This window comes from Pseudoalteromonas sp. MB47, assembly GCF_011319765.1.
Lineage (GTDB): Bacteria > Pseudomonadota > Gammaproteobacteria > Enterobacterales > Alteromonadaceae > Pseudoalteromonas > Pseudoalteromonas simplex.
In genome coordinates, this window is sequence record NZ_VFBD01000031.1 from 115,297 (window position 1) to 129,736 (window position 14,440).

Below are 14,440 nucleotides of genomic sequence, written 5' to 3' on the forward strand. Positions count from 1 at the left end.
TTTATCGCTTAATTACGGCTATTCAGCGTTACTTCTGACATACATTTCATTTACCTCACTGGCACTTTTTTTACATCGCACTACAATGCACACAAACTGATTTTGGAACACACACAATGAATCTGACACGTAGTTCGCTGAAAAACCCTGCGAGTGTTATTGTCATCTTGGTGTTGATTATGTTGTTTGGCATATTGAGTATTTTTAAGCTGCCAATTCAGCTCACACCAGATATTGAGCAACCGCAGATCACTATTTTCTCTGGCTGGCGCCAAGCTGCACCTGAAGAGATTGAATCGGTGATCATTGAGCCGCTCGAGAACGCAGTAAAGAACACCCCGGGTGCCTTAGAGGTTAATACTTACATTAACCGTGGTAATGGCTCTATCACGTTGACTTTTGCTGTTGGGCAAAACATGCAACAGGCCATGCTTGATGTGTTAACTAGCCTTAACCAAGCGCCGCCTCTGCCGTTAGATGCATTTGATCCTGTGGTATTTGCTGGCGGTAATAATGGCGAAGCTGCAGCAACGTTACTGGTCACCCCAAAAGATTTTAATAGCGACAGCCTTGATTTAGACATGGCGCAGTTCCAAAAACAAATCGATGAATTTGTTGAGCCCCGTTTGGCACGTATTCCTGGTGTTGCCCGCGTTGACTTAGCCAGTGAGCGACCAAAAGAGTTACGTATCACCTTTGACCCTCACAAAGCCGCCGCACTTGGCGTCAGCCTTGACCAAATCAGTAACGTATTAGCCAGCTCACGCGATACCTCTGGTGGCCTTGCAAATGTTGGCCGTCGTCAATATACCGTACGTTTTACTGGGCAATATGATTTATCAAGCATGGCACAAATGCGCGTTGGTTATTCAGGCGATAGACCCATTTACCTTGGCGATATCGCAAGTGTAGAACGCACTTTTTCTGACCGTTTAGGGATGAGTGGTCGAAATGGTAAACCCGCGTATTACATTCGTATTTCGCGCGCTAACGAAGCCAATACCGTTGCCCTACTCGACGAAATTAACCTTGCCATTAAAGAGCTAAACGAAGGGCCGCTGGCTGAGAATGGTTTATCGATTGAATTAAGTTTTGATGCCTCTGTGCATATTCGTAATGCCTTGTCCTTGGTTAAAAGTAACTTAGGCCTAGGTGTTCTGCTATCGTGTTTAATCTTGTGGCTGTTCTTTAGAGGTTTAAAGGCCACATTTGTGATTGCAGCGACAATTCCTGTCTCTTTGTTAGTTGCGTTTTTAACGTTAAATATTTTTGACCGCAGCTTAAATGTTATTTCACTGGCGGGTCTTGCCTTTGCTGTTGGCTTAGTACTTGATGCCGCCATCATAGTGCAAGAAAATATCGCAAGGCTCAGAAGCGAAGGCTTTGATAGTAAAAAAGCCTCGCTAAAAGGTGCAGCTCAAGTAACAGGCGCTTTATTTGCCTCAACCACCACCAGCGTTGCTATCTTCTTGCCAATTTTATTTATGGCAGGTATTGAGGGGCAGTTATTCTCTGACTTGGCGCTCACCTTATCTATTGCTGTAATTGCCTCTATGATTTGCGCAATTACACTAATCCCGTTAGCTAACCACTTTTGGCCAGACAAAGAGCTCAAAGCGGATCCTTATCGTGAATATTGGCACAAGCTGACTAAATTCATTATGGCGCTTACCAATACCCGCGTTAAACAAATAGTATGGATAGTGTCATTATTGGGTGGCTCACTCGTCGCGACCATGACCATGCTCCCGAAAACTGATTTTATGCCGCGCGCACCAACCGATGGCTTTTTCTTTAACTTGAACACCCCGCCTGGCGGCAATGTGCAGTTTATGGAAGAAGAGCTGCTGATGCGCATCAAAAAGCGCTTAATGCCTTATTACACAGGTGAAAAAGAGCCAGGGATAAAAGATTTTAACTTTTATGCTTTTGGTTCGAATGCTGGCGGTTTTATTTATTCTGCCGATCCGCAACGTGTTGAAGAACTAATGAAGGTTGCCCGAGAAGAAATCTTCATTGATTTACCCGACACCCAAGTATTCTTCTTTCGAGGGTCGATGATCCAAGTTGCTAATGGCGGTGATGGTCGTAATATCAATATCGATTTAACGGGTCCGAATATGGACGAGCTAATCGCCGGTGCTAATGTGGCGCTGCAAGCTGTCACCGACGCAATGCCGAATGCCACTGCAAGGCCACAACCACGACTCGATATGGCAGAGCCAGAGCTTAGGCTCACACCCAATGACCGTCGTATAACCCAAGCTGGGCTAACTCGTCGTGATGTATCTCAGGCAGTGCAAGCCTACACAGGTGGGTTATTTGTTAATGAATACTTTGATGGCAACGAACGCATGAACGTGATTTTGCGTGGCATACCGTGGCAAACTCCAGAGGAGCTTAAAGCCCTTCCCATTGTGACCCCACAATCAGGTATTCAAACCTTAGGTGAGCTTGCCAATATTGAACGCACCGTGGGGCCAACACAGCTTAGACGTGTTAATGGCCGCCGTACCGTGAGTATTGTTGTCACGCCACCAGCAGACATGAGCTTGCAACAAGCGCAAACTATTCTCTCAGAGCAAGTTATGCCGAAAGTTCGTGCAAGCTTACCCGACAGCTCTGGCGCGATTTTGGCGGGTAACGCACAAAAAATGAATTCGGCCATGCGAGAAATGACAATCAACTTTATCTTGGCTCTGTTTATTTTATTCTTGCTAATGACCGCATTGTTTAAGTCAGCCAAAGACAGCGCGTTAGTTTTACTGGTCATGCCATTGGCAATTGCAGGCGGTGTCCTGGCCCTATTCGTACTTAACTTATTTACCTTCCAATCACTCGACTTACTGACCATGATTGGCTTTATTATCTTGCTGGGTCTGGTGGTAAATAATGCCATTTTATTGGTTGACCAAACCCGTGTCGCAATGGCCGCTGGGCTCAGTCGAGAAGACGCCGTTCGCCAAGCTGTGCTACTGCGCGCAAGACCCGTTTACTTAAGTACCTTAACCAGCTTATTTGGCATGCTGCCTTTGATGCTAATGCCGGGGGTAGGATCAGAAATTTACCGTGGCCTTGCCACTGTGATTGTCGGCGGCATGGCCATTAGCGCCCTATTCACCCTGATATTAATGCCAAGTTTATTACAACTTGGCAGACAGCTGCCGCCCGTTAATAACAAACAGCAACCAGAAAAAACGCCTTTAAGCTTGGTATCGAATCAATGAGTATTAAAACAATGAACACACCTTTTCGTAAATTAACCGCTCGCTTTTGTACGCTATTCAGTCTTATCGCATTTAACGCCTTTGCAGTCGTGCCAGTTACTGTAGAAACCGTAACACAAGCTCCGCTGACAAGCGAAATTGAAGTTAGCGGCACTTTGTATGGCAAAAATGATGTAACCCTAACAGCAGGCGTTAGCGGGCGTTTATTATATGTTGTTGAGCCAGGCACTCTGGTTAAAAGTGGCGACACCCTAGTTCGTATGGACACCTTGCCGCTTGAACTTGAAAAAGCACGCCAACAAGAAATACTCAACCGCGCCAAAATAAACCTACGCTTATATCAACAAGAGCTCGCTCGTTTACAAAAACTCGCCAAAGCCAGCAGTGCTGCAGCAAGCCAAGTCGATGATATGCAAAATAAGCATGACCTTGCGTTATCTGATATCGCACTGGCTAAGGTTGAATTAAAAGTGATAGACGATCAGCTTTCGCGTGCAACCGTTCGCGCTCCATTTGATGGCGTGATCAGCGAGCGTTTTAAACGCGCTGGTCGCGAAATAAATCGCGCAGATGAACTGATCACTCTGCTCGATATTAATAACTTAGAAGTGCGTTTGTATGTACCTGTTAAATACTTAAAGTTTTTACACAAAGGCATAGAGTTACCAATTAAAGCTGGCGACTTATCAGCCCCTGATATGACAACAGCCACCGTAACAGCGGTGATCCCATCAACCGATCCGCGTTCACAAACCGTAGAAGTACGTGCTTTACTAGCAAATGATGCTGAGCAAACATGGGCAATTGGCCAACTGGTTGATGTAGCCGTGCCACTAAAAAGCAAAGGGGATGTACTACTGGTGAATCGCGATGCGCTGATCTTACGCAAAAAAGGCACCCATATCGTCAAAATCGACAACGACAACAAAGCCCTGCAAATTCCCGTAAAAGTCGGTAATGGTAAAGACAAACTGGTTGAAGTCACCCCGACTTCAAACATCACTTTAAATGCGGGCGATAAAGTCGCAGTACGCGGCGCCGAGCAGTTGCAAACCGGGCAAGAAGTAGAAGTTCAGGTAAAGCAATAACTGTTAGGCTTGAGATGACTGCCAGCTATTTAATATTTTAAGAGCTGGCTGTTCTAATAAAGGGTAGTAATGATTATTAAGAGTTGCGCTTGTTTTTTGACTTTGTAGGAAGCAAAAAGCAAGACCTGACCCCTTTATTCTTTTGAATTTGGCACCAATCGACTATTTTCATTGAACCAAAAAAACAAACCCAGCTTCCGCTGGGTTTGGATTGAGAGCAACGTTTATTTGATCTCGATAGTTGAATCCTAGCCCCGACTAGCGAGGCTTTGGATTCAACGAACACATTAATCTCGCATACTTACTAGAAAGTTAATCATATTTTGACTTTCCATGTCTTCACCATAACAATCGTCAGGTAGCTCATTATCTTCATTCAAAATGTTAATATCCGCCCCATTTGATACTAAAAGCTTCACTTTTTCCAAAGTTTCCGATAAATGCAAAGGAGTATCACCATACATATTTAACGCATTAACGTTTGCACCATTGTCGATCAACAGTTGAACAATTTTAGAATCATTTTGTATATGAAGTGGAGTCTGTCCATCATCCCTTGAAGCATCGACATCAGCTCCTCTATCAATAAGAAGTTTCAAGACTTTATAATTTTCATTAAAGTGCAGCGGTGTAATACCCCCTTGCGCTTTAATGTCTGCACTAACTCCTTCATTTAAGAAGTTAGTTGCCTCAACAACAGATGCCGTTTTATGCAGTATTGATAATGTATTCACAAACTTTTCATTCATTTTAGTTTCTCTTTTTAACTTTCCATTTCCCTTTTTTGTTCACCACAACATTTGGTAGTTTTGAAGCCGCATTTCTTGTTTTCTGATCTGTGATAGTACTTTGTACATGACCGTGATAAGTCTCATTATTGCCACTTTGCTCATGTCTATCTAAAACTACTACCTCACCAATTACCTACATACACATACATATTCATCTCATCTTTATATCCAATGGGAACAGTCTGCATAAAACGCCCTAATTCAGGGTGGTAAACCCGTGCTTTGTAGTGATAAAGCAAGACTTACCAAGGGCAAAAAGCAAGACTTGACCCCTTCATTTTTTCAGATGAGAGATTTCCAACTTCTTCGGCACGGATTTTCGCCTGAGCAAATCACCCAATTGAATTTGACACCAAACGACCGTTTTCATTGAACCAAAAAAACAAAACCAGATTCTGCTGGCTTTGGATTGAGAGCAAGTATTGCTAGTTTGGTTGAATCCTAGCTCCGACTAGCGAGGCTTTGGATTCAAAAATTATAATTTACGATTTAAATTTAAGATAACCGTCAATTCCAATCTTTAATACTAGCGGTATCAGCCAAGGCATTAAAACCAAAATCCAGTTAGGCCACGCGAACCACAAAATAAGCCCATTTGTTACTAGAACCAAGGTGACTAAAGTTATATTAGAAAACTTCTTAAATGAAAAATCACTAGCAATATGTTTCAGATCCATCACTAGTAAACTATTTACACCAATAGTTAGGGGAACTAAAGAACCCAATATGGCTATTCTGATGCCATTTTCTAAATATAAAATAACAAACAACCCTACATATAATCCGATATATACGCATAACTGCAATTTGTCAGACTTGAGCGACAATATTAGACGCTCAAAAGTTAATAGCTTCTTTTCCAAATTAACACTTACCTCCGTTTGAATTGCATATTGTCTTCGCTGTTGATGATGCAGCATTAGAACCAGCAACACTAGCTGCCGCCCCAGCTTCGATTGGAGCATTTTGGACAGCTTGTTGCGCTGCATTTGCTCTATTTATTTGAGCATTTCTAGCTCCGGGTTTATTTGCAATTCTTTGAAGTCTATTCGCAGATTAAGCATTTAATTTTTGCCCAGCAGAGTTTGCCACCTTATTTGAAGCATAGTTCCCAGCCGCTTTGCCAGCGGTTTGCCCCGCAACAACATCAATAGCAACACCTGTCAATGTTACGTCTCCACCTTTAAGCGCTGTACTACCAGCGCTAATAGACGCATCAGCAGCTATGTTACCAAGCACCTGTCCAGCTTTACCAAGCTTAGATACTTGGTTTGCTATCCCAACTCCAGCAAAACCAGCAGCAGAGACTAATACGGAGCCTCCATCAAAGCTTTCTTGCTGACCTGCGGCTATCATAACTCCTTGGGTAACTACATCTAAAGCCGCTGCGATTGCAGCTCCCCATACTGCATACTCTCCTGTCGGATCAGTCAGATTAATAGGGTCATTCCCCACATAAGCATACAGGTTCATCTGATTTTGAACTAAAGATCAAAAAAACACAGCTGCCTGCTTGGCCGGAGTTTTCTGATGGGTGACCCTTTTGAGCGGCAAACGAACCAAGATTATTTATAGTCACTTTCGAGCTCAAGGTCAGATACTATTAGCTTTCTTAAGCTCTCTAATACCAGCAAATACATGGCGTACTCATGGTACTTTAGATGATATTTTGAAAACCAAGATTTAAAATCAGTATTTTCAAATAGTGTTAACTTTTGTAGTTTAAGTAACTTTTCAGAGCGTCCGGAAATAGTCTGTTTAGAGTATTTATAGGCTACACCTTCGATAACTTCAGAATAGAATAGGACTTCGTCATATATTGAAAATTGATCTTCTTCTAATTCCAAACACTCAACCCCGATAGCTTTAATATCTTTCTTTGCCTTTTCAAATTGCTTAGAACCTAAGTTCAACAAATTTTGAACTTGTTGTTCTGAATCGCTTAAATTCATAACTCTAATTTTTTCCGTATGTTAAAGTTTTCCCGTTCAACTCTATTTTGAATTCTCCATCTTTTCTAGTAAATGTCGTTGAACCATCAATATGGTGCTTTTTCCTAGCTCCTTTTTTATTGAAATTACTGTTATGAGGGTCAAGTCTTGTTTTTTGCCTTATAAAGCAGAAAGCAAGACCTGACAACTTTACAAATTAGTTTTCTTATGAAGAAAGTACAAAGCGAGTAAGCCCAGTGCAGCTTGATAAACTATAACGAAACCTACTTGCATAATAGCTGTTGTAATTTCATCTGAAGATTCAAGTAGTAAGTATGCATTTTTAGAGACTATTGAAGTAACCAGTAATGCTCCTAACGTTTTCGATAACAAATACTGCTTCATAACAAAAAGCACTGAAAAAATTACAGAAACGATGATGTTTATAATCTCCCATTGAGAAAGATGTAGAAACTGCGTAAACACATGTAGCAAAATACCGATTATGGGAAGAAACAAAAAGAAAAATATAACTATCAGTTTCTTAATCATCTTTATTCCACCTTTAAATTAAGTTCTTAATTTTTTGACTTTTTAGAAGAAAAAACAAGTTCAGGGCCCTTTGGCTTCCTTGCTATCCAGAGTACCTACCTTAATTCCGATGACAGTACCAACAATCGCAAAGGCTATACTCAAAGGCACTTCTACAAACCATAAAGGTGGGATAAATAACGTTTGTAATAGTATCGATACAATTACTGTTTCCACTATAAAGCTCAGTAAATATACACTTAGGGCATAATTCCAAGCTTTTACAACATTGCGCTTAGCCATAACGGTATAAATAGCTGCGCTCAATAAATAAGATGGTAATAACTGGTATGTAAAATATTTACCGAATGAGAGTGAAGCTAAGTTATCACTTCCAATTATTAGAGTGATAAAGGTACTTAATACGGTATTCAAAACCAGCATGACTAAAGTGTATTTTACTATCCTTAAACTGTTCAATTTGTCTCCATATGTTATGTCACAATTATGATTTAGAAATGACCAACTAGATACACTAACGCAGAACTAAGTTTACAGCTACGATTCGCGTTTAAAATACTCGCCTTATAATGCTTTAAAATAGTAAATCATTCTAATAACCTCTTTTATTTTATAGCAATAAAGAGGTTCCCAGCGAAAGCTTAGTGGCAAACACCACCAAAGCATTGAACCTGTGTAAAATTTTGTCTCTTGCTTACTAAATTTAAACTTACATCCTTTGAGGGCTGAACCAAATTTTAAACTTTTTGGCCTTCCACCTGTTGTAAGTGCTTCATTTGCTTGAGAGATAGATAGCATATTTACTTCTAAGTCAATATAACCATGGCTACAGCCAACCTTTCCTACTTTTATCGAAATAGGATCAGAGTTTTCAATATGCTCGATTACTATGTCATCTAATATAAATTTCATAATTCTTTTATATATGTTACGTGCCTTATAATCAGTGCCTTGTTAGTAAAACTACAGAACCCAAACTAATCGCGCGATTTAATTATTTCGACCATTTAATGCTTTTTAATAGAATTCCCCTATCACTTTATTTTAGAGCTCAGCCATGAATACACTAACAGCAAATGATGCAAAACGTAATTTTGGTGAACTACATTTAAACGCTCAACGTGAGCCTATTAAAATTAGTAAAAACAACGAGGACGTCGTAGTGGTCATGTCTATAAGGGATTATGAAGAATTAGAAGCTATGAAAGTCGACTATATTAAGCATTGCTTTGAAAACGCAACAAGAGACTTAGCTCAAGGTAATGTAGTTGATGGTAAAGACTTCTTGGGTACTTTATAAAACACTTTGCAAAAGATAAGTTACAAAAAATCCAGAAATTGGGCGTAGCTGTAATGACATTTATCCAAATGGTTTTTACTTTCCTATTGGTAAACACACTGCTTATTTTATTAAAGAAGATGGTTTTATAATGATTGTTGCCGTACTAAGCCAATCTCAGCTTCCTGAAAACCACTTATAATTGCACCACCTTCCACAAAGCCAACACCTCTCACTGCAAACAGCCAAACCCTTTTAATAAAATTTCTTGAGTATTCGCGCCGCTTTGGTTTTTATGTTGAATGATCAAACGTGAATCTTGGCTAGTAAAGGTAAAGGCTCCGAGCCAAGGTAGCTGGGCTATAGGTTGCATGTGGTAAAAACCATTGGCATCAAAGCATATAAATGAGAACTCATGATGTACCGGTGCAAATACGCCATAATCAGCGGTAAATACAGCAATGTTGTCTTGCAGCATAAAATGTTTCGCTTGCGTGCCCGCTACTAAATACCAAAAGCATATTGCAGTCATTATCACCACTTGTAAGCCGCCGAGTAAAAAGACTGAAAATTTAACAATACGGGTCGATTTACTGGCTTCCATATAAAGGCGCTTTGCTTTTAATAATAACCAAAGCCCAATGGCAACCATAGTGAGCTTTACAATCATCAGTACTACACCTATTTGATACATCAGCTTAGGGCTGTGCCATTGAATGCCAAATGTTTGCGGGATAAACAAGCTATCAATTAAGGGCAGTAAAATGAGTAGGAATGGCAGAATAAGCGCTTTGTTTTTCATTATTTACTTTTCTAGTGTTCTCGCATAGATAAGAGCCTAATGTTAATTCTTGGACTCTAAAAAAGCAAAAAGGCGCAACCTGAGGTTACGCCTTTTATCGTTCTGGGCAGAACTTAAAATTTACAGTGCAGCGAATATATCGTCTGTTTTTACTTTAGCAACTTCATAAATATTTATTTATGTAATGGTTGCTAGTTTTGCTTCATTGCTTGCCTAGCAGCTTTATACAAACGCCCAATAGTTACACTGAATACCCAACGAATAAAGCTCTCTGTGAATTTTATTGGGATACTTACGCCTTTACCTGCAAAAGCCAGCATACATGCTAACAAACCTCTAAGGGGTTCTGTTTGCTCTGTTTTTATCTTAGCTATATCAGCCAGAGTACGAGCCATAACATCATAAACAGTGGCAACAGGAACTAATGTAGCTTGTAAACTAGCGACGATACCTGACGCTCCGCCATCAACCAATATTGTCATTAATGCAGCTGCTATTTTATCAGCCCAATGTGTTGAGTATGTAGTCTGAAGGCGATGGTTATAATTGAGTATTACACGCTGGCTTATAGAGGTTGATGATTGCACATCTAAATTCTCCCAACGATTATGATCTGCTGTATTTATATATCCAGGCCCATTCGGCATTCCATGTGCTGCGAAACTAATTCCTTGAGCTCGTGATAATATATATTCTCGTCCATTTAACGGAGCATGGTAAAAAGGCCAAACAGGTACCTTAGGAACAGGGTCATTTCCATGAACACAACGGTAAGTCTTTTCAATTCTTGAATGATTATTTATTACAAAATCTTTTTTGCCAACTCGCGGAGCACCAAAGGTATATACGTAAACTGTTTTATCAAATTCTGTACTTATCCAGTCAGCAGCTAATGTCGCTAAGGCTCCACCCAAGCTATGTCCAACACAATGAACAACCCCACCTTTTTTGTCTCTTACACCAGGTTGGTTAAAAAAATCAAAAAGACTAGGTCTTATAGAAGCAAAACTACGCTGAAAACCAGTGTGAACAGCATTCCCATTATCACTATTCGTACTATGGGCTGTTGCATCAGTAACCCAGTCAGCTAAGGCATCAGTTCCTCTAAAAGCAACTACATAATCATTTTTATGTATCATACTACTAGCCTTTCCTTGACCAATAAGTGCGAAGCCTGTTTCTTTACGCCAGAAAAATCCCCCAGAAGTCCCCTTGTGTACTCCGTTTGATAGGTCAAAGCTAAAGTGTTTATCGATATCTTGGTTAACTGCTAATCGAGCCCCTTTTGATAAGCCATTTTTAATAGAGTATGAGGCTAGTGCTAAGCTAGATGCCATCCTGGGTGAAATTGCGTGCATAATGTTTCCTTACATTAAAATTAATATTAAAAATTAATCAATATCTGCATAAGTAGATATCTCTTGATTATTATAAAAAGATGTTATGAGGCTATCTTGGAAATAGCATATAGATAAAACGACTTGAGAGCGCATACCGCCAAAACTTCTTGTATCAACTTCATGGTGTATTTCTTTATTTTGTAGATCTGCATTTAATCTTAATAACAAATCACTTAACGGCTTAATTGGTTCCCACACCTTACTCGTATACCATAGTTGATATAACTTATCGTCGCGCTCAATATAAATCGCTTGTAAAACTGGCATGTTCTGTCCAAAGATACTGCCTGGCTTACGAGATTTGATTACCATTTTTGTAAACGAAAACTCACCATTTTCATTTGTAAATGTATGCTCTAGTTGTTCTTTACCATCTTTGTACCCATCATATGCTAGGCTTCTTGCTACTTGCACACCTGATAATGGCTTACCCCCATCAGTTATTCGACCTGATACCTCCGGCGACATTTCTACAGTATGCAATTTAAATCGACCAAACATAGCTTGTACCTCAAGTGGCTTTAATAAAAGTAAAAGATAAAGGCAAATATAAGCTGATAATATGATATGGCGTAAAAAATAAAAGCTCTGGGTTTGAGTGCTTTCTATAACCTTAGAGGAATAAACGATAAACCACCTTCCCTAGTATTTACCTATATGAGGTTCATGCTAGCCTTTTTATGAAGTCCCTTCAAGTAGGGTGCTGAGATCAGAACTAAAAAAAGCAAAAAGGCGCAACCTGAGGTTACGCCTTTTATCGTTCTGGGCAGAACTTAAAATTTACAGTGCAGCGAATACATCGTCTGTTTTAGCAGCACAGATAAAATCATTTTTGTGTAACCCTTTGATAGAGTGGCTCCACCAAGTAACAGTTACTTTACCCCACTCGGTTAACAGACCTGGGTGGTGACCTTCTTCTTCAGCCATATCGCCCACTTTATTAGTGAACTCAAGTGCTTGCTTGAAGTTTTTAAACTTGTAAACACGCTCTAATTGCATAATGCCGTCGCGCACTTCAGGAACCCAATCTGGGATCATTTTGATCAATTCTGCTAATTCAGCATCAGATACTTTAGGCGCATCCGCACGACACGCTTCACACTTTTGTGTGCTTAATGAAGACATTATAAATCCTTAACTTGCTAATTTTTCTTTAGGAGGAAACTTTGGCTCATGTAGCCCTAATTCTTTTGCTTTACTCACCAGCGACATGATATCCATTTGTGAAATATCAAATAAGTCATTGATTGAGTTAATGGTGTAGTACACAGGCTGCATAATATCAATACGATAAGGTGTACGTAATACATCAAGCACGTTCATCGCATTGATTTCTGGCTTATCTGAGTACACATACTGTGTTTCGCCTGGGCTTGATAAAATACCACCACCATAAATACGCAGACCTTGTTCGGTTTGCATTAAACCAAACTCAACGGTAAACCAGTAAAGGCGAGCTAAATAAACACGATCTTTCTTTTCAGCGGCATAACCTAACTGACCATATTTGTGTGTAAACTCAGCAAATGCTGGGTTGGTAAGCATGGCACAATGGCCAAAAATCTCGTGGAAGATATCAGGCTCTTGTAAGTAGTCAAACTCTTCACGGCTGCGAATAAAGGTCGCAACTGGGAACTGCTTATTTGCTAATAATCGAAAGAACTCATCAAAATCGATCAGTGCCGGAACAGGCGCAACTTGCCAGCCCGTTGTTTCGAGTAGCACTTCGTTAAGTTCACTGAGTTGTGGAATACGATCTGTTGGTAAATTAATTTTCTTAAGACCTGCTAAATATTCATCACAGGCTTTACCTTCTATGCAAGCGAGTTGGCGAGCAACTAGCTCAGACCATATTTTATTTTCTTCTTCGCTCCAATGGATAACCCCATTTTCATCAGGTTGCTTGGAGGTGTAATTACTTGCTTTAGCCATAATAACCTTCTTCGTTAAATCTTGATCAGCATTGATCAGAATCTCATTAACTTGTTAAGCCGATACTATGTAAAAGTAAGCGAAATTTTAATAGTTAAGGCTGTTTCTAAGGTTTGCAGAAACAGCCCTAACGTAAAGTTAAAATTACACTGAAGATCGAAAAGTTTACACACCACATTTTTAAAGGGATAAAAGCAACCACAAACGTAAACTTAAAATTACAACCTAACCAATGAATGTAAATGCAGTTTTAAGATCGTTAATAATATCGTTAACATCCTCAAGACCAACTGATAATCGAATTAAGCCATCACTGATCCCTGCTGCTGCTCTTTCTTCAGGTGTATAAGGCGAATGTGTCATCGATGCAGGATGCTGAATGAGGGTTTCAGCATCCCCTAAACTCACAGCAAGGGTACAAAGTTGGGTGTTATTTATAAATGTTTCGCCATCTTCAAGGCTGCCTTTTATTTCAAAGGCAATAACACCACCAGCGCCTTTCATTTGTGAACCAATAAATTGATGACCCGGATGTGATTTAAGCCCTGGGTAATAAACTTTGCTAACTAAAGGATGCTGCTCTAAATATTCAGCAACTACTTGGGCACTTGCACAGTGGCGCTCCATGCGTACAGCAAGGGTTTTTAAACCGCGATTAATTAACCATGCATCATGAGGACTAATCGTTGCACCAATATCTTTTAGCACCGTCATTTTTATCAGGTTGATATGCTCCTCTGTGCCGCACACAAGTCCTGCCACCACATCACCATGGCCATTTAGGTATTTAGTTGCGCTATGTACCACAATATCAATGCCAAACGAGGTAGGTTGCTGGAGCAGAGGGGTTAAGAAAGTATTGTCGATAACGCTTATCAGTTGATGCTGCTTGGCAACATCAGCAATTAAACTTAGATCAAGCACCGCCATGGTCGGATTAATTGGCGTTTCAGCAAAAATCATTTTTGAATTGGCTTTAACCGCGCCGCGAAGTTCAGCCTCGTTGGTCATATCAACAAAAGTAACTTCGATACCAAAGCGCGGCAACATGTGAGCAAAAAATGCAAAAGTACAGCCGTATAACGCGCTTGATGCGACTAGGTGGTCACCTTGTTGTAAAAAGCTAAGCACAGACGCAGACACCGCACCCATACCCGTTGCTGTAGCAGCCGCTGCTTCACAGTTTTCTAATTGAGCCACTTTTTGTTCTAGCTCTTGGGTTGTCGGATTACCCAAACGGGTATAAATAAAGCCCTGCTCTTCACCGGCAAATCGGGCTGCACCTTGGGCTGCATTAGCAAAAGAGAAGGTAGAGGTTTGATAAAGTGGCGCACTCAGTGCGCCATGTGGGTCATTTGGTTTTTCTGGACCATGAATACATTGTGTATGTAAGTGATGCTTAGTCATTGTGTGTTCTCGTTTTTATTATCAGTACTTC

General features: G+C 40.3%; 17 protein-coding genes. 4 read left to right on the top strand and 13 right to left on the bottom strand.

All coding sequences use genetic code 11. From position 1 onward, the window contains the following. Nucleotides 1–116 precede the first annotated feature (116 nt). Both IMPJCBKJ_RS18710 and IMPJCBKJ_RS18715 read left to right on the top strand, forming a co-directional pair. Complete coding sequence (locus IMPJCBKJ_RS18710) at nucleotides 117–3,227, top strand: efflux RND transporter permease subunit (RefSeq protein WP_166341560.1); 3,111 nt, start codon at nucleotides 117–119, stop codon at nucleotides 3,225–3,227. A gap of 11 nt (nucleotides 3,228–3,238) precedes the next feature. Then, complete coding sequence (locus IMPJCBKJ_RS18715; RefSeq protein ID WP_166341877.1) at nucleotides 3,239–4,315, top strand: efflux RND transporter periplasmic adaptor subunit; 1,077 nt, start codon at nucleotides 3,239–3,241, stop codon at nucleotides 4,313–4,315. A 287-nt stretch (nucleotides 4,316–4,602) separates the two neighbouring features. Here IMPJCBKJ_RS18715 and IMPJCBKJ_RS18720 read toward each other — a convergent pair whose 3' ends face one another. From IMPJCBKJ_RS18720 to IMPJCBKJ_RS18755, 7 genes are all read right to left on the bottom strand, one after another. Next, complete coding sequence (locus tag IMPJCBKJ_RS18720) at nucleotides 4,603–5,064, bottom strand: ankyrin repeat domain-containing protein (RefSeq protein ID WP_166341562.1); 462 nt, start codon at nucleotides 5,062–5,064, stop codon at nucleotides 4,603–4,605. 524 nt (nucleotides 5,065–5,588) lie between these two features. Continuing rightward, a complete protein-coding gene (locus tag IMPJCBKJ_RS18730; protein WP_166341564.1) occupies nucleotides 5,589–6,071 on the bottom strand; it encodes a hypothetical protein in 483 nt (160 codons plus the stop codon). 91 nt (nucleotides 6,072–6,162) lie between these two features. Next, nucleotides 6,163–6,579, bottom strand: coding sequence for a hypothetical protein (locus tag IMPJCBKJ_RS18735; RefSeq protein ID WP_166341566.1), 417 nt, complete (start codon nucleotides 6,577–6,579; stop codon nucleotides 6,163–6,165). A 92-nt stretch (nucleotides 6,580–6,671) separates the two neighbouring features. Next, nucleotides 6,672–7,058: a hypothetical protein gene (locus tag IMPJCBKJ_RS18740; protein ID WP_166341568.1), complete on the bottom strand. Its 387-nt coding sequence runs from the start codon at nucleotides 7,056–7,058 to the stop codon at nucleotides 6,672–6,674. Nucleotides 7,059–7,247: 189 nt separating this feature from the next. Further along, a complete protein-coding gene (locus IMPJCBKJ_RS18745) occupies nucleotides 7,248–7,589 on the bottom strand; it encodes a hypothetical protein (protein ID WP_166341570.1) in 342 nt (113 codons plus the stop codon). A gap of 60 nt (nucleotides 7,590–7,649) precedes the next feature. Beyond that, complete coding sequence (locus IMPJCBKJ_RS18750; RefSeq protein ID WP_166341572.1) at nucleotides 7,650–8,048, bottom strand: hypothetical protein; 399 nt, start codon at nucleotides 8,046–8,048, stop codon at nucleotides 7,650–7,652. 105 nt (nucleotides 8,049–8,153) lie between these two features. Next, nucleotides 8,154–8,501 (bottom strand): hypothetical protein, encoded by a 348-nt coding sequence (locus tag IMPJCBKJ_RS18755; RefSeq protein ID WP_166341574.1) that lies wholly within the window; start codon nucleotides 8,499–8,501, stop codon nucleotides 8,154–8,156. Nucleotides 8,502–8,646: 145 nt separating this feature from the next. Between IMPJCBKJ_RS18755 and IMPJCBKJ_RS18760 the strand changes: the two genes are divergently transcribed. After that, a complete protein-coding gene (locus tag IMPJCBKJ_RS18760) occupies nucleotides 8,647–8,889 on the top strand; it encodes a type II toxin-antitoxin system Phd/YefM family antitoxin (RefSeq protein ID WP_166341576.1) in 243 nt (80 codons plus the stop codon). A 37-nt stretch (nucleotides 8,890–8,926) separates the two neighbouring features. Then, nucleotides 8,927–9,070 carry a type II toxin-antitoxin system RelE/ParE family toxin gene (locus tag IMPJCBKJ_RS20775; RefSeq protein ID WP_166341879.1) on the top strand — a complete coding sequence of 48 codons (144 nt, stop codon included), beginning with the start codon at nucleotides 8,927–8,929 and terminating at the stop codon, nucleotides 9,068–9,070. 30 nt (nucleotides 9,071–9,100) lie between these two features. On the opposite strand, the gene IMPJCBKJ_RS18770 is transcribed toward IMPJCBKJ_RS20775, so the two are convergent. The 6 genes from IMPJCBKJ_RS18770 to megL all read right to left on the bottom strand — a co-directional run bounded on the left by IMPJCBKJ_RS18770 (nucleotide 9,101) and on the right by megL (nucleotide 14,409). Further along, complete coding sequence (locus IMPJCBKJ_RS18770; protein ID WP_138617115.1) at nucleotides 9,101–9,670, bottom strand: hypothetical protein; 570 nt, start codon at nucleotides 9,668–9,670, stop codon at nucleotides 9,101–9,103. A gap of 191 nt (nucleotides 9,671–9,861) precedes the next feature. Next, nucleotides 9,862–11,028, bottom strand: coding sequence for a lipase family protein (locus tag IMPJCBKJ_RS18775; protein WP_138617113.1), 1,167 nt, complete (start codon nucleotides 11,026–11,028; stop codon nucleotides 9,862–9,864). A 33-nt stretch (nucleotides 11,029–11,061) separates the two neighbouring features. Then, nucleotides 11,062–11,571: a DUF6795 domain-containing protein gene (locus IMPJCBKJ_RS18780; RefSeq protein ID WP_166341578.1), complete on the bottom strand. Its 510-nt coding sequence runs from the start codon at nucleotides 11,569–11,571 to the stop codon at nucleotides 11,062–11,064. 279 nt (nucleotides 11,572–11,850) lie between these two features. Beyond that, nucleotides 11,851–12,195: a 4a-hydroxytetrahydrobiopterin dehydratase gene (locus tag IMPJCBKJ_RS18785; RefSeq protein WP_036969771.1), complete on the bottom strand. Its 345-nt coding sequence runs from the start codon at nucleotides 12,193–12,195 to the stop codon at nucleotides 11,851–11,853. A 9-nt stretch (nucleotides 12,196–12,204) separates the two neighbouring features. Beyond that, nucleotides 12,205–13,002: a phenylalanine 4-monooxygenase gene (gene phhA / locus IMPJCBKJ_RS18790; RefSeq protein ID WP_054553132.1), complete on the bottom strand. Its 798-nt coding sequence runs from the start codon at nucleotides 13,000–13,002 to the stop codon at nucleotides 12,205–12,207. A 225-nt stretch (nucleotides 13,003–13,227) separates the two neighbouring features. Then, a complete protein-coding gene (gene megL, locus IMPJCBKJ_RS18795) occupies nucleotides 13,228–14,409 on the bottom strand; it encodes a methionine gamma-lyase (protein ID WP_166341580.1) in 1,182 nt (393 codons plus the stop codon). Nucleotides 14,410–14,440 lie beyond the last annotated feature (31 nt).